The organism is Streptomyces scopuliridis (assembly GCF_042790125.1).
Classification (GTDB): Bacteria; Actinomycetota; Actinomycetes; order Streptomycetales; family Streptomycetaceae; genus Streptomyces; species Streptomyces scopuliridis_A.
This window is the reverse complement of record NZ_JBHTZS010000006.1, coordinates 66,173-80,500: the sequence shown is the minus strand read 5'-3', so window position 1 is coordinate 80,500 and position 14,328 is coordinate 66,173. Positions and strand designations below refer to the sequence as shown.

The 14,328-nt window shown below is 68.7% G+C and carries 18 protein-coding genes and 1 pseudogene; all 19 read right to left on the bottom strand.

Features of this window, described 5'->3' with window-relative positions:
* Window positions 1-13 precede the first annotated feature (13 nt).
* On the bottom strand, window positions 14-1,153 hold the full coding sequence (locus ACFRKB_RS11535; RefSeq protein WP_383105285.1) for a DUF5047 domain-containing protein: 1,140 nt from the start codon (window positions 1,151-1,153) through the stop codon (window positions 14-16).
* Entirely contained in the window at window positions 1,153-1,752 is a 600-nt protein-coding gene (locus tag ACFRKB_RS11530; protein WP_383105283.1) for a hypothetical protein, read from the bottom strand. The genes ACFRKB_RS11535 and ACFRKB_RS11530 overlap by 1 nt, the downstream gene beginning before the upstream one ends.
* Before the next feature lie 3 nt (window positions 1,753-1,755).
* Window positions 1,756-2,634 (bottom strand): hypothetical protein, encoded by an 879-nt coding sequence (locus tag ACFRKB_RS11525; RefSeq protein WP_383105282.1) that lies wholly within the window; start codon window positions 2,632-2,634, stop codon window positions 1,756-1,758.
* Complete coding sequence (locus ACFRKB_RS11520; RefSeq protein ID WP_383105280.1) at window positions 2,634-5,399, bottom strand: phage tail protein; 2,766 nt, start codon at window positions 5,397-5,399, stop codon at window positions 2,634-2,636. Before ACFRKB_RS11520 ends, ACFRKB_RS11525 begins: the two co-directional genes overlap by 1 nt.
* Window positions 5,400-5,412: 13 nt before the next feature.
* The gene (locus tag ACFRKB_RS11515) at window positions 5,413-5,943 is read right to left on the bottom strand and encodes a hypothetical protein (RefSeq protein ID WP_383105278.1); all 531 of its coding nucleotides are present in this window, start codon (window positions 5,941-5,943) and stop codon (window positions 5,413-5,415) included.
* Window positions 5,936-6,256, bottom strand: coding sequence for a hypothetical protein (locus ACFRKB_RS11510; protein ID WP_383105276.1), 321 nt, complete (start codon window positions 6,254-6,256; stop codon window positions 5,936-5,938). The genes ACFRKB_RS11515 and ACFRKB_RS11510 overlap by 8 nt, the downstream gene beginning before the upstream one ends.
* A 6-nt stretch (window positions 6,257-6,262) precedes the next feature.
* Window positions 6,263-6,487 (bottom strand): hypothetical protein, encoded by a 225-nt coding sequence (locus ACFRKB_RS11505; protein WP_383105678.1) that lies wholly within the window; start codon window positions 6,485-6,487, stop codon window positions 6,263-6,265.
* Between the two features lie 9 nt (window positions 6,488-6,496).
* Window positions 6,497-6,565, bottom strand: a pseudogene (locus ACFRKB_RS11500) (hypothetical protein); the annotation flags it as partial.
* Window positions 6,549-6,812: a hypothetical protein gene (locus tag ACFRKB_RS11495; protein ID WP_383105275.1), complete on the bottom strand. Its 264-nt coding sequence runs from the start codon at window positions 6,810-6,812 to the stop codon at window positions 6,549-6,551. The pseudogene ACFRKB_RS11500 and the gene ACFRKB_RS11495, both read right to left, overlap by 17 nt.
* A gap of 3 nt (window positions 6,813-6,815) precedes the next feature.
* Window positions 6,816-7,337: a hypothetical protein gene (locus ACFRKB_RS11490; RefSeq protein WP_383105273.1), complete on the bottom strand. Its 522-nt coding sequence runs from the start codon at window positions 7,335-7,337 to the stop codon at window positions 6,816-6,818.
* Entirely contained in the window at window positions 7,334-8,131 is a 798-nt protein-coding gene (locus tag ACFRKB_RS11485) for a hypothetical protein (RefSeq protein WP_383105272.1), read from the bottom strand. Before ACFRKB_RS11485 ends, ACFRKB_RS11490 begins: the two co-directional genes overlap by 4 nt.
* Window positions 8,132-8,192: 61 nt before the next feature.
* Complete coding sequence (locus ACFRKB_RS11480; RefSeq protein ID WP_383105270.1) at window positions 8,193-8,888, bottom strand: hypothetical protein; 696 nt, start codon at window positions 8,886-8,888, stop codon at window positions 8,193-8,195.
* Entirely contained in the window at window positions 8,888-9,118 is a 231-nt protein-coding gene (locus ACFRKB_RS11475; RefSeq protein ID WP_383105268.1) for a hypothetical protein, read from the bottom strand. The genes ACFRKB_RS11480 and ACFRKB_RS11475 overlap by 1 nt, the downstream gene beginning before the upstream one ends.
* A complete protein-coding gene (locus tag ACFRKB_RS11470) occupies window positions 9,115-9,975 on the bottom strand; it encodes a hypothetical protein (protein ID WP_383105267.1) in 861 nt (286 codons plus the stop codon). Before ACFRKB_RS11470 ends, ACFRKB_RS11475 begins: the two co-directional genes overlap by 4 nt.
* 70 nt (window positions 9,976-10,045) lie before the next feature.
* On the bottom strand, window positions 10,046-11,794 hold the full coding sequence (locus tag ACFRKB_RS11465; protein ID WP_383105265.1) for a major capsid protein: 1,749 nt from the start codon (window positions 11,792-11,794) through the stop codon (window positions 10,046-10,048).
* Window positions 11,795-11,928: 134 nt separating this feature from the next.
* Window positions 11,929-12,081, bottom strand: a complete 153-nt coding sequence (locus ACFRKB_RS11460; protein WP_383105263.1) for a hypothetical protein — start codon at window positions 12,079-12,081, stop codon at window positions 11,929-11,931.
* Window position 12,082: 1 nt separating this feature from the next.
* Window positions 12,083-12,364: a hypothetical protein gene (locus ACFRKB_RS11455; RefSeq protein WP_383105261.1), complete on the bottom strand. Its 282-nt coding sequence runs from the start codon at window positions 12,362-12,364 to the stop codon at window positions 12,083-12,085.
* Window positions 12,361-14,133 carry a 2'-5' RNA ligase family protein gene (locus ACFRKB_RS11450; protein ID WP_383105260.1) on the bottom strand — a complete coding sequence of 591 codons (1,773 nt, stop codon included), beginning with the start codon at window positions 14,131-14,133 and terminating at the stop codon, window positions 12,361-12,363. Before ACFRKB_RS11450 ends, ACFRKB_RS11455 begins: the two co-directional genes overlap by 4 nt.
* Entirely contained in the window at window positions 14,130-14,270 is a 141-nt protein-coding gene (locus tag ACFRKB_RS11445) for a hypothetical protein (protein ID WP_383105258.1), read from the bottom strand. The genes ACFRKB_RS11450 and ACFRKB_RS11445 overlap by 4 nt, the downstream gene beginning before the upstream one ends.
* Window positions 14,271-14,328: the final 58 nt, after the last annotated feature.

Sequence of the window (14,328 nt, the reverse complement as noted above, 5' to 3'; positions counted from 1 at the left end):
ACGGTCTCTCCTCTCAGGTCAGCGTGTCGGGCGGCACCGGGCCGCGGCCGGCCAGGGACTGCGCGGTGGTGGTGTCGAGCGGGTAGGTGATGCGGTCGAGGATCTGGTCGCCCATGAGGCGGTCGGTGGTGCCGGTGCCGGAGACGATGTAGCGGAGGGCGTCGCCGGGTTCGAGGGAGTAGTCCGGTACGCAGGAGACGTCCCACTGTTCGGTGAGGCCGATGGACGCGCCGAGCTGCGCGAGCGACAGCGTCTTGGCCTCGGCCTGGCTCAATGGGGTCTGCACGTTGATGACTTGGGAGACGCGGCCGAAGCGGTCGCCGTACCTTGTCGGGCTGCCTGATGCGGTGTTGCGGGAGGTGGAGCGCACCGGGTTGGTGCCGTCGGTCCGTTCGGACACCACGGTCACGGAGTTGGCGACGCCGTCCCGGGACCGGCTGATCCGGGCCGCGCTGATCGTCCCGCCCGGCCCGTCAGTGAGGGTGACAGAGGGAGCGCCGATCACGTACGGCAGCCGCTGCACGGTGAACGAGCCGTCACCACGGGCGTACCACCGGGCGCCGAGCGCCTGCGCGAGCTGATCGAGCGCCTGGCCTCGGTCCTTGTCCCAGTTCAGCTCTGGCACGCGCGCGTCGACCGCGTCGCCGGCCGTGAATGTGGCGGAGGGGAGCGCATCGCGGATGAGTGCCCGGATTTCCGCAAGTACGCTGCCCCTGTTGCGGACGGTCCAGATCTGTTCGAGCTGGCAGCCGATCACGTCCGCGGCGAAGTCGTCGCACTGCACGGTGACCTCACCGGCCTCGGTCCGCGTCACGTCGTACACCCGTCCGGTGAAGACCTGGAACGTTTCCTCGGTTCCGTCGCCGTACCGCAGCCCGGCGCTGATCCGGATCACAGCGGCCTCCGGGGCGAACGCCGCCGACGGCGTCCGGGGGTACCAGTCGTCTGTGACGGTCAGCGTCGCCGTTCTCGTCACCCGGTTCGTCATTGACGCCGTCACGGATCCCTTGGAGAACGGAATGTCGCGCAGCAACGGCGCGCCCAGCGAGTCCACGGTGAGTGGCACCCCGGCGATGTCAGTTGAGGTGACGTGGAAGGCGACCTGGTGCGGCCGGGCCAGGGCTTGCCGGTAGAGGCCGGAGGTCGGTCGCATCAGGCGATACCGGCCCACGTCGCGTTGGCCGACGGGGTGATGCCTGTCATGGTGATCGTTGCGGGCAGCGACGTCTGCGCGGCTGGCCCGTTCGCGAAACGCGAGGCTCCCGCCGCCAGGTTGAAGTTGCCGACGGTGCTGGCCGAAGAGGACGACTGACCGAGCGTCGGCGGCGTTCCAGCGTTCGCGAGGACCGCGACGTAGTAGCGGCCCGGCACCGCGGCGTACTGCGCGGTGAGCGCGATGACCTTGGCGCCGCTGGTGGAGAAATCGCCGGTGCAGTCCGCGGACTGGGCAAGCCGGGTGCCGGTGGAGGAGTACAGGCCCACGAAGTTCTGCCCGGCCGTACCGCCGCTTGCTGCGGTGTTCACGTGGAGGGCCACGGACGTGATGCTGACGGACTGCGTCACGTAGGGCAGTTTGATCAGGCGGATTGTTCCGGACGTTGGCGCGGCTGAGGTGCTGATCTGCGCTACGTCGTACGTCCAGGCCAGCAGTCCGTGATCGTTGGCCTGGAACTCGGAATGCGCCAAGGCCGCGAGCGCGAAATTCAAGGGACTGCCCCACGAGGGGGTGCCGACAACAGGCAGGGTGATCATGGTCTAGCCTCCGTAGATTCCATCGCCGTACAGCCCGTCGCCGTAGCCGTCCGTGTCGTCGCCGCACACGAGCGTCCCGGCCGCCAGGTCTTGATAGGTGCCGCCCGCCGCCGCCAGATCAGCGAAGGTCGGGAAGACCTCCTCGACGGCGCACCAGTTCGCGCACACCGAGCCCTGCTTCGGCCCCACGGGCGGATCCACCACCGTGTACGGGACCGTCCACATTCGATGCGGGCGCCTCTGGTCGGCATACAGGTACGACTCACGCAGGCGGCCGGGCTGGATGTAAATGTCCGGCTGCCCGTACACCGGCGGGAGCTGGAGCATCAGCGGGCCGCCGGCCGTGAAGAGGTCATAGACCTCGTCCTTCGCGTCCAGCGTCCGGGTCATGAACGAGATCGTTCCGCCGTGGCTCTTGCGGCGGGACCAGACCACGGCCGGGGTCTCCGACCCGGTTACCGGGAACAGGCCGGCGTCCTCCTCGCGGTCGCGGTCGCCGAAACCGACCCACACCCTCTCGGGGTTCGGGGTACTGCACGCGTCGCTGTGGCCCTCGATGCCGCCCGTGCAGAAGTCGAAAGCGCGGTCCGCCCACGGCCGAAGTGGGTCCTTCACCCACACCGAGCCCTCCTGCGGCAGCTGCGCGGGGCCCGCGAAAAGCTCCTGCCCGGTTCCGGGATGGCCGATGGCCCGGTACCAGACGGGGGTGCCGATCGGTGCGCCGGTGTCGTAGAACACGGCGCGCTGTCCGAGGAGTGGCACGGTCTGGAGGAACGTCCACGGGCCCGCTGCGGACACGGCGGAGCGGTAGATGTCTCCAGTGGTCTGGGTGCCTGCGGTGCCGGTCCAGGTGACGGTGAGGACGACGTATGGATCGGTCATCAGAAGCGGACCCCCTGCGCGGCCACGCGGTTGAACGCCGCCTGCCGCTCGTCGATGCGGACGGTGACGTATCGGTCGACAGCCTCATTGCCGATGGTCACGAACACCGGTGGCGGCGTGTAGGCCACCTGCGGGCGCACCATGCGGCCCGAGTCGGTCTGTGCGGGCAGCGCGTCCGGGACGGCCGCGGAGACGGCATCGAGCTGGCGTAGCAAGTCGGGCATCGAGTCGTGGATGCCCTTGACGAAGCCGTCCATCGTGAAGCCGCCGAGCGTCATCATGACTTTGGACGGGGAGTTGATACTGAGGGCTCCTGCGACGGCCCTGGCGACGGTGCGGCCGATCTCCGCGGCGATGCTGCGGACCCGGCTGAGCTGCGACAGCATGCCGTTGATGAGGCCCCGTACGACGTCCACGCCGCGGCCGTAGAGGAGGTTGGCGGCGTTGGGGAAGGCTGCGGCGAATCTGCCGGGGAGGCTGAGGATCTGGCTCACGGAGCGTGTGACGCCGCTGGCGACGCCTTCGAGGAGCTTAAGGCCGATGTTGCGGGCGTTGTTGGCGGTGGTCACGACTGCGCTCTGCAACGCGTCGGTTGCCCGCTCTTTGAAGTTTTCGAAGCCACGTGCCGCGTTGCTGGCGAAATTGACAGCGACGGTCTTGGCGCCTTCGAGCGCGCCGGAGAAGTCTCCGCTGAGAAGGTTCTTGATGGTCCTTACCGCGGGGATGATGGTTTCATGGATCGTGTCAGAGGCTAGCCGGATGGCCCCTCCGAATATCACCGTTATGACTCTTGCGATTTCCTTCAGGGTTGGCCCGTACTCGTCCAGTAGGGAGATTGCGAACTCGATGAACTTCGCAATAAGGGGGGCTAGTTCTACAAGGAGATCGGCGAAAGCCTCGGAAAGGTCAGCGATTGCGGGCTGCAATTCCGCTAGAATTTCGGTCAGTTGCGGAAAGATGCGCTCCGCCAGTTCCAAGAACTTCGGCAGAATCTCTTCGAGAATGGGGGCGATCTTTTCCAAGATTGGGACGAGCTGACCCCCCAAATTCTCTGCGAACTCCTTGATGAAGGGCGCCATCAGCTCGAAGACCCGGCCCAGGGTTTCAAAGAGCGGCACCAAAGCAGGCAGCAGCGCCACAACAAGGTCACCAAACAGCGGAAGAACGGGCTCTAGCGCTACAAGCAGCTTCCCGAAGGCGTCCGCCAGTTCCACGAGAACCGGCCCCAGTTCCTCCATGATTCGCCCGAACTGCTCTCCCAGGATTTTGACGATCTCCTTGACCGGGGGAGCGAGCTCGGTGATTACTGGTCCGATAATCTCCAGTGCTTTGATGAGGAGCGGAGCAATCTGCTTTCCGATCTCGCTCATCACGTCGGACAGTGCGCCCAGCGCATCCTGGAATTCCTTGGTTCCCGTCGCCTTGGCGATGGCGCCGGTAATGGTCTCCAGGACGGAGAAGAGGCCCTCGCCGTCCTGCGCGGCCGCGTCCATAACGTTACCGAGGATCTCAAAGACATTCCCCGCGATGCGGCCGAGTTGGGCGATCAGGTCGATCGCCCCGTCGATTGCGTCCTCCAGGGCGCCCGACTCGAACGCGCGGGAGAGGCTGGCAGAGACTTTGTCCGCGAGCCTGGCCGCCGCCGTGGTGATCCGTTCAAAGCTGGGGCCGGCAGCTGCGGCAAGCTGCCCGAATGCGGTGACAGCCTGCCCGGGGATCCTCTCCAGATCTGTCAGGCCCGCGTTCGCACTTTTGAGCGCGGTGCCCAGCACACCCGACGAGCCCAGCGTCGCCGCCGCCGCTGATGCCCCCAGCGCCATACGGTTCAGGGACACCGCGCTCGCGTTCAGCGACCTCTGCACGTCCGGGAGCACGGCCCGCGCCAAATCCCTCAGGGAGTCATCGAAGCCTTGGAAGAACCGATTCTGAACGCCCTGCTGAAGAGCGCGCAGTTCCGTCTGCATCCCCTGGAGCTCGGTGACGAATGCCTTCGCCTCCGGCGCCAGCTTCGCCAACGCCTTGGCGAGGTCCTCCGGCGTGGCCTCCGGATCGAAAGCGGTCTCGATCGCGTCCGCCACCCCGATCATGGCCAGGTTCACGGCGCCGGACGCCGACTGAAGAGCCAGCAACCCCGTCGTCGCCACCGCCGAGGCCGGCAGGAGGTTCTCCACCGCCGTGACCACGCCCGCCAGCAGGGGCGCCGCGGTGCCAGCCGCCGCGCCCGCCGTGCCGAGGCTCCTGCCGAGCCCTCCCAGCGCGCCGACGGCCGACAGCGCCGAGCGGGAGAGTCGGTTGGTGGAGTCGTCGACTTTGCGCAGGGAGTCGTCATCGACGCGTACGCCGATACGGATGTCTGGTGCTGTGGCCTGCGCGGTTGCGGCAACGCGTTGGAGTTGGCCTCGTACGGTGCGCAGGGTTTCGGGGCCGTTCAGCACTCCCTGGAGCGTCACCGGGTCGACAGTCGCGCCGGTGGTCGCGGCGGCGGTCACTCGGGTCAGGTCTCCGCGGAGCCGGCGGAGTGTTCGCTGCTGGTCCAGGACCGCGTCGAGGTCGATATCGGCGGCGCCCGCCGCCGCGGCTGCAACGGCTCGGTCAAGGTCGCGGTTCAGGCTGTCGATGCTCTGTGTCAGGTCCAGCGCGGCTTGCACGTCGACGTCGGGTGCGCCGTTCTCGGCGATGGTGACGATGCGCGACAGGTCCCGCTCCAGCTCGGGGAGAGCGCGGGTCGCGTTGATGATGAGATCAACTTCGGCTTCCGACGCCATGATTCACCTCCTCTCAGCTCATGCCGGGCATGTTGCGTGCCGCCTCGGCCATCGCGGCGAAGTCCTGGTCGTCGTCCCACTCGTCCTCGAAGCCGGGCGGAGGCGCGGCCAACTGCGAGTCGAACTTGAAGACGTCCTGCTCCTTGGCATTGCGGGTCAGCAGCGTGTAGACCGCCGCGCACCACTCCCCGAGCGTCCGGACCGCAGGGTCCACGCCGGCGAGCACCAGATGCCCGAGCGTGGCCGTGTCCGTGCTGAGGACGCCGAGCCGGTACGTCTCCCACCAGGCCCGGCCGCCGATCGCGGTGAGCGCGTCGTACGAGCCCTGCACCGCGGTCTCCAGCGGCAGTGTCCCGGCGGCGAGCTGGTTGATCAGCCACGTCCGGGACGGCTCGTCGGCGACCCGCAGCAGGGCGAGTGAGGGGCGTGAGTCAGCGAGCGCGGTGAGCCACGCGGCTGCGGGCTGGTACGGGATCGTGACGGGGTGCCCCGCCACGGTGATGGTGGCGGGGTTGCGGGAGATGGCGGCGTAGGGGTCAGTCACCGGTCGTGCCGGACAGCTGGGTGAGGACTCCGGTCATCTCGGAGAATTCGACGGCCCCGGTGAGGAGTTGTTCGTTCATCCACTTCCAGTTGGCTTCGCCGACGGCCGAGCGGATCACCGTGCGGACGGCGGCGAACAGGGCGTCGGTGCCGTCGTCCTTGGACATCTGGATGGCGACGAGTTGCCCTTCGGTGACGCGCTTCCCGCGCAGGGTCTTCCCGGCGAAGGTGAAGTTGCTCGGCAGTTCGACCCGCTCGGGCTGCGGAATGGGCTGTGCGACGGGTGCCTGTGTGGTGATGTCCAGCGTGTTCATGGTGTGTCATCCCTGTCTGAACGAATATCCGCGGGCAGCGGCTGTCTCTCGAAGCGCCTGGTCCAAGAAGGGCTTGGCGCGGGTGCCGGGGTGGTGGACGACCTTCGCGAAGACCACCCGTCCCCCGATTACGAATCTGAGGGCCTGCGCACGGCGCGGCCGGATGATGTGCGGGCCGGTGCCGTCGTTGACCATCGGCGCGTACTCGACATCGGAACCGACGGTGACCATCGGCCGGAGCGTGTACGTACGGCGGAACTCCATGCGCAAGCTGGCGCGCAGGCGCCCCGTATCAACCGGCGTCAGCAAGCGCGCCCGATTCAGGAGCTGTCTGCCCGCCGTCTCCAGTTCCCTGCGGTTCGCTCCCCGGATCGTCCTGTTCAGCGCCGCTCGGTCCAGCCTGATCCGTGCCACTGTCCACCACCTTCACGAGCCCAGCGTTGATCCAGCCCTGCACCCGTTCGTCCAGGTCGACCGTCCCGGTGTCCCCGGCGACCATGCCGTTGAAGGACGTGAGGACCTCGATCCGTACGCGCGTCGGCTTCTTCCGTGTCATGTCTCAGCACTCCGAGCAGTCGAGGGTCACCAGCACGCTCTGCGTGGACCACAGGGCGCCGCCTTCCGGGCCGTGCGGCACCCACGCGCCTGGAGCAGCAGCAGCCACGGGGAAGTTGTCGGTCACGACCGGCGTGAAGCAGCACAGCGCCCGGCGCATGGCCGCCGCGTCCGCGTCCATCAGCAGCGCCGCGGCCGTCCACTCATCACACGACGGGCCCGCGGCAGCCGTCCCGTACGGCAGGCAGCGGACCGCGGCCATCTCCAGCTCGATCTGCCAGGCGCTGGCCGCACAATTGGGCTCCGAGTCGGCGCCCCCAGGGATCAGAACCTGCGCCGGGCTGATCCCGACGATCCGAACCCACGCCAGGCCACACGCCTCGTTCTCCGCCGTCCCTGCGCTGATCGGGATCGTCTCGCCCGCGCGCAGGCACACCTTGTCCGCAGGGATCGGCGCCGGGCCGGCGTCCAGCTCGGCGTGGAAGCAGGTGAGGAGCTGCTGCGCGAGGTCTCCGGGGAAGCTCATGACACCCACCTCGTGGCCGGGACGTCAGGGGAGTGGACCCTGCTCCGCTGCCGCTTCCCGGTGGGGTTGACGGAGCGGATCCAAAGGTCGACGTTCGCGATGCCCGTCATCCCTTCGGAGAGCACGGCCTGTGGGTCCACGACCTGGACGTTGATGCCCTGGCGGGACAGGGACTGGAGCTGCTGCGGCAGCGCGCACGAGGCATCGCCCGCGCACGCCTTCGCGAACTCGCACGCCAACTCGCCGGCAGCGATCTGCCCCGCGGCCGTGAGGGACAGGCCGCGCCGGTACGTGACCGCGAACGCCCCTTCCTCGTCGATGCCGAGCCCCATGTCCTGGCACTGGGGCCAGCACTCGCCGTCCGTACGGACCAGCAGGTTTCCGCTATCGACCCGGTAGGCGCTCGGGTCGAGGACCAGGCCGTCGACACGGACCTCGCTGACCTCATCCACCGGGCCGGGCAGGGGCACCTCACAGCGCGCACGGCAGGTGCAGGAGCCCGAGCACGAGCAGTTCCGCCATGCGCCGGCGCCGTCGATGTAGGGCAGCATCCACGGCATGCCGGTGCCGCGGTTGTAGCCGTCGCGGGTGACGGGGAACGTCATGTAGCCGCCCCAGTCGGCGCACGTGGGGCCGCAGGGGCGCACGGTGACGGGGCACTGGCTGAACTGGTGGCCGGTGAGGCTGTCGAGGATGCCCATGGCCCATGCCGTGGCGGCAGCCTGGACGGCTGGGTCGTAGCTGTTCCAGTCGGGGCAGCACGACGTGTCCAACGTCCAGTCGCATGCGGGCATGGCGCTCCTCGCGCTTGGTCCGGGCCCGCCGCTGGGGGTAGAACGGCGGGCCCGGAAGGGGTTAGGACGCCAGTGCTACGGCGCCGCAGGCGGGCGTGGGCGGGGCGACGGTCGTCACCTCGAAGTGCTGATGCTCCGACGGGCCGATTGCTGTCTCCAGAGGGCCTTCCGCGAACGGCGTGACCGCGGACTTGATGACGTCGTACGGGCCGACGCCCCAGCCGGAGCCGGTGCTCGTGCGCGCAGTCAGGGTGAGGGTCAGCGCGGCGTTCGCGATGGTGGCCTCTCCGATGCGGGCCTGGACGACGAACGGCCAGAGCCAGTAGCCGTATTCGAGGCCGCCAGTGCCGCAGGACTGGCCGGTCTTTCCAGACCAGACCTCCAGGCCAAAGTTCGCGGTGCCGGTCAGGTCGGAGTCGAGGCGCCACCCCACGGACGATGGCGTGGGCGTCGCGTCGTTCACCACCAGCGGGTTGCCCGTGATGATGTTGACCGCCTCCGGGTCGATGTTGCAGAAGACCATCGACAGGTCGACCCAGCGCAGGGCGGGGCGTCCCTGGTCATCGATGCACAGGTCACCGTTGGCGTCGGGCTGGGTGATCTCCTCCGGGTCCTGGTAGTTCGGCGTCATGCCGACGCTGACGAACCCTTTGGTCACCAACGTCCCGGTCGGGCCCGGCACCGGGGTGCCGCACTCGTCCAGGCGCGTCAGGCGCATGACCTTGCCGCGGGCGTAGCTTCCGCAGATGGCGGGCATCAGGCATCGCCCTTCTTGCTCGTGGTCGCGCGGCCCTTGGGTGCGCTGACCTTCCGGTGGTAGGCGTCAGCCAGCTCGGCCGGAACGACGAACTCGCCGCCGCCTGCGACCGTGCGTACGTCCTGCGGGTCGTCGGCCAGCTCCAGCAGCAGCCGGGCCGTGTCCTTGATTTCTCCGGGCGGCGGGACCACCCGGCTGTGCTCGCTCATCAGCGTCTCCATGGGGGTCATGCCGGGGTGATATCGACGGTGGCCGGGGCGGCGATGGGTACCTGTACGGCGTGGACGATGGGGCAGGCCCACGTGTGCGCGTACACCCGCTCCGCGAGCGCCATGTACTGGTTGTGGATGCGGTCCATCGTCTGGACGACGTCCGGAACGATCGGCCGGGCCATACGGCGGATCCACACCGGCGGCGTCATGAACGCCCACACCGATCCGGCGGCCGGGGCGGTGCCGGCCGGGCCGGTGATGCCGTAGCCGGATCCGATGGACCACTGCGAACCGAGCGGCGTGGTGAGAACGCCAGCTGACGGGCTGTCGCTGATCAGCTCGGCGTAGGTGAGGGCCGCGTACGCGCGGGTGTTGATGTGGATGGTGCCGTTGTAGCCGTACGCGTCGTAGAAACTCTGTTCCAGCGCGGCGATCGCGGCGCCGGCGCCCGGCGCGTCCGGGGTGACCGTGACGACGCCCGCCGTGGTGGTGAGTGCCGGGTCCACGGGCGGCGACGTGCCGCCCCAGATCGCGGCCTCCACCTGCTCCTGCTCCGCCCCGGCCAACTTGCGTCGGACGGTCCGCTCGATCTCCTGCGGGGTGCGGCCCACGCTGCCGCACTTGTGGGTGGCGTACACCCAGTACGGGTCACCCGCGACGTAGCCGAGGCCCTCGTCGAAGGTCTTTGTGGGGTTGGTGTCGCAGTTCGCGTCGTACAGGCGGGCGACACCGCAGTCCTCCGCAGGGAACTGGAAGCCAGCGGCGACGGTGCGGTCGTCGAGGTCGTCCGTGAGCCGCGCTGCGGTAAACACGCCGTAGCGCAGACGGCCGGGCGCCGGCGCTTCGACGAGCTGCGGGTTCGTGAGGATTCCCATGGTCCCTCCCTTCTGTGGTGAGTGGCGGCCGGGCCAGGGACGGGGCCCGGCCGCCGGTCAGAGGGGAAGGTCAGGCAGCAGCGGCGGGAACGGCGCAGGACGACCAAACCTGAGCGCCGGTGGCACCGGACGGGCAGAGCTGCGCGGTGTACTGGCGGACGGAGCCGCACGGGTAGATGGGCTGGAAGCCCTCCTCCGAGAACAGGCGCGTGAACAGGTTCTGCTGGAGGTTCGCCGCGTCGTACACGCTGGAGAGGGTGACGACGTCCTGTCGGGCGAGGACGACCGCGCCGGCCGGGTAGATCAGGAAGTTCACGGTGACCGGGAGGGCCGTGAGCGCCGCCGCGCCGCCAGGGAGCCCGGTGGGCGGAGTGGTGGCGTAGGCGTCCTGGAAGTCGTACACGAACTGCGGCCGGATGTTCCTCGTGGCGAACCAGCTGACGATCATCTGGTTGGTGATCGCGAACGGGTCGTTCGGGTACGCGTTCCTGCGCGACAGGTCAGCTCGGATCTGCGCCAGCGACCACTGCGGCAGGATCACCTCAAACGTCTGTGAGAACGGCATCCGCTCCCGGTACCGCATGTCCGTTGCCGCCAGCTCCAGCGCCGCCAGCAGAGACGCCGTCGCCGACGAGTCCGGGCCGGAGCCCGGCGCCGGGGTCGCGCCCTGAGCAGGGATCACCGTGGCCGCGCCCGCCTTGGTGGCGATGCGGGCGATGATGTTGCCGTTGAGCTTGTGGGCGTGGTTGGTGAATAGGCCGTCGACGTAGTTGTTGACCCACTCCGGGTACCCGGCCATCTGCATGAACGACGCGGTGATGCAGGACACCGCCACGTCGAGGCGGGCATCCGTGAACGTCGGGCAGGGGATCTCGGCGCAGTTCTTCGCGGTGTCCGCGATCACCTGCGCCTCGGTAAGGACGGTGAAGCTCGTGGACGCCTGGAGGTCCGCGTACGTGGGCTGGTTGCTGGCGTAGTTGAAGCCGCCCCTGCTCGCGGTGAGGGTCGGCAGGTCGAGCATGCCGTCCATCGACCACAGGCCGCAGGTGTCATACAGGTTCTCCGACGGTGCACACCATCCGGCCGCCGCGGTGAGACTGTTGGCGTCCTCTGTGACCTGTCCGGCCCACGCCTTGAGGAGCGAGCCTCCGTCCAGGCGGGATTCCTTCCGGGCGCGCTCGATCGCGCTGTAGTCGTCCTCCTCACCGCGGCCGAGCTGGAACTCGTCGCCGCGGTTGCGGGTGAACTGCGCAAGGGTCCGCTTCGAGGACTGGCCGCCTCCGGCCCGCCCGTACGAGGAGAAGGACTTCGCGACGGCTGCGGAGACGTCGGCGACGGTGACCTCCTCGCCGTACCGCTTGCCCACGGAGGCGGCGCCGTCGGAGGTGAGGACGATGGAGAACTCCCGCGCGCGCTCGCGGCCGAGGACAACGGGCGGCTCCGGGGGCTGCGCTCCCAGCTCGGCGACCGACGGCACGACCGCGGGGGCGGCAGGCTCGGGCGCGGCGGGCGTCTCGACAGCGGCCGGGGGTTCCGGGGCGGCCGGCGGAGTGAGGTCGGGGAGAGCGGCGAACGCGGACCGGCGGGCGGCGAGTTCGGCGGCGGCGGTCTCGCGGGTGCTGATCTCGTCGCGGACCAGGTCGACGCGGTCGCCGAGGCCGGTGAACTCGGCGATCTCCTCGGCGGACAGGTCCTGCTTCGCGGAGAGTTCGGCGCCGCGGTCCTTGATGCGGGCGTACTCGGCGTACAGGGCCTCGTCGTTGAGCGCGGTCGCGTCGAACGGCTCTGGGGTTTCGGGGGTGTTCAGCTCGTCGGCCATGGTGCTGCTCCTGTGGGAGTCGGCGCGGATCGGTGAAGTCGTTCGTCACGTCTCCGGGCCGGCTCACAGCTCAGCACCCGTAAGGCTGTGCACAGGGTAGCGCGGTTTCGCGCCAAGTGGGGAATGGGCCCCGTTTACTTTTTGGGGACGGCCTTGTACGTGCCGCCGCTCTGCGCGATGAGGATGCGGGCCTCGGCGACGGAGGGGACGGTCTTGGTCTCGCCCGTGTTGAGCCTGACCTCGTAGTTGACGTTGGATGCGGCTCGGCCGCAGGTGCCACAGGCCATGTCAGTTCTCTTCTCGCTCGGGCCAGTGCCAGGTGCCGCCCCGCTTGTGGGCCTCGTCCTGGAACAGGCCGGTGTTGAAGAACACCCCGGTCGGGTTGAGCACCGCGACGCCGACGCGACAGCGCTGGTCGTCATCCCAGTTTTCAATGTCGGCCTGGGCCGCGTCCTCGCCTTCCAGAGGGGTCACCTCCGTGATGATCGCGGCCCTGCACTGCGGTGTGTACTCGCCACCAGGGGTGCCGTAGCTCACGTAGTGGACGATCTCTCCGACGCTGGGTTTCACAGGCTTCTCTCCTTCTCTTTCCAGGTGGCGCGCGCCCACTTGGCGCGGGCCTCAGTACTGTCCGGGCCGTTCTCCGGCCCGGGCACGGTGACGGCCGCGGTTGGTTCGGCGCTCTCGACTACGCGACCGCGCATGGGGCCAAACGCACCGATCAGAGCGCGCTGCGCCTGGTTCGAGAACCCCACGCGGGCGCGCGGCACGGGGAAGCCAGGCGTGTTCACCGAGCACACGGCGATCAGCTCCAGCGAGCCCCCGATACGCCGCCAATCCCCGCTGACCGGGGACGCCTTGAACTGCTCCACGCGCAGAGGGTCGGCCTCGGGCAGAATCCAGCCGGCCACCCAGATCCCGTGCTCATCCTCGCTCGCGAACACCCGCGCGACGGCCGTGCCGATGTCGTCGTAGTGCTCGGCCGCCGCTCGGAACCCGAGCTGCGGGTCAGCGTGGCCGCCGCCGACAGTGAGCGTCCCGACGGGCACGGTGGCGCCGTCGGCGGTGCGCTGTTCCCCGACCATGAAGTACGAGTAGCCGGTTTGTGAGGCGGGTGGGGTGACGCAGCCAGGTAGTCCAACGTGGCACGAGTCCCAGCCAGCGACGTGCCCGTACACGCGGCCGTCGGCGGTCACGGTGAGCGGGGTGAGCGAGGGCAGGCCGGGGTTGGTGAACCAGCTGAGAGGCGGCAGGACCTCGGTGCGCGCCAGTTGAGCCGTGGCGTTCGATGTGAACGCAGCCAGCTCAGCCGCGAACACCCCATCGTCCTCGAACCCCGTTACGTCCGGCTGCACTCCGGCAGGCACCATCTCGGGCATCAGCGGTGCGACGGGCACCGGCTCCAGCGTGATCGACACGTCCGCGAACGCCGGGATTGCCACCAGTGTGGCGCCCGCGATGCGGCCCTTCGTGATCACTACGCGGTCCTGGTCGTCGACGACGTACTCCATGTCATCCAAATCGAGGGACGGCCCGATCACTCCAGCCTCGATCAGCTCGCATACCCCGCTGTACTCCCCTGCGTCGAGGATGGAGCCGGTTGCGAGGACCATGTCGTCGACGAAGCTGATGGTCTCCATTCGGGCGACAACCTCGCTCCCGTTGTGTCTCTCATCGGAGAAACGTTGCCAGGACAGCGGCAACGGCAGGTCACGGGAGATGAGGGCCCCGGGTGCGAGAATCCGGCCGTCGCCAGTCGGCACCCCAATCCGGCCCAACACGGCGGTCCAGCGTCTGGGCATCATGCTCCTCTCAGCGCACGCGACCACCGGGGCCGCTGCGGTCAGGGGGATCTCTTCACGGTCGGGCCCGTACATCGCGGCCAGCCGATCCAGAACGACCGTCGTACCGACCCGGTCCGCCAGCGTCTCGGAGTCGATGCCGTATCCGACGGTCAGGTGCGGCAAGTACTCGGGGAAGCGGTCCTCCGGCACGGGGATGTCCTGCTCCAGCGCGGCCTTGACGGTCTCCCGCATCGTCTGGAGCTCCGGCGAGTCGAGCATGAGGACGATCGCCTGCGGATCGTCCTCACCGAGTCCCTGCACAGCCGTGACGGTCGCCTCGATCGGCCCGTCCGGCGCGACCTCTGCGAGCGCCTGCGCGATGGACCGGCGCTGCTCCTCATCCAGCTCGGTGTTGTCGTCGGTGAGGTACAACAGGGTGACGTGCAGCTGCTCGGCCGGATCGCCGTCGGGCACGGTGAGGGTGTCAGAGGCGGCAGGCAGGAACGCGATGATCGCGCCGCTCATGTTCGCCGCAGCGGTCAGGCTGCCATTCACGAAACGTCTCCCCCTTCCGGGTGGTCCGCCCACTCCACGCGCGCGTTCAGGAAGCGCTCGGTCAGCAGTGAGTCGACGTCAAGGGCGACCGTGAAGTCGTAGTAGGCGCCTCCCTCATCGAGCCGGTCAACGACCACGCGCCCACTGGGAAACTCGGCCCCTTGGAGTACGTGTCCCTCGGCCGTGTGAAGTCGG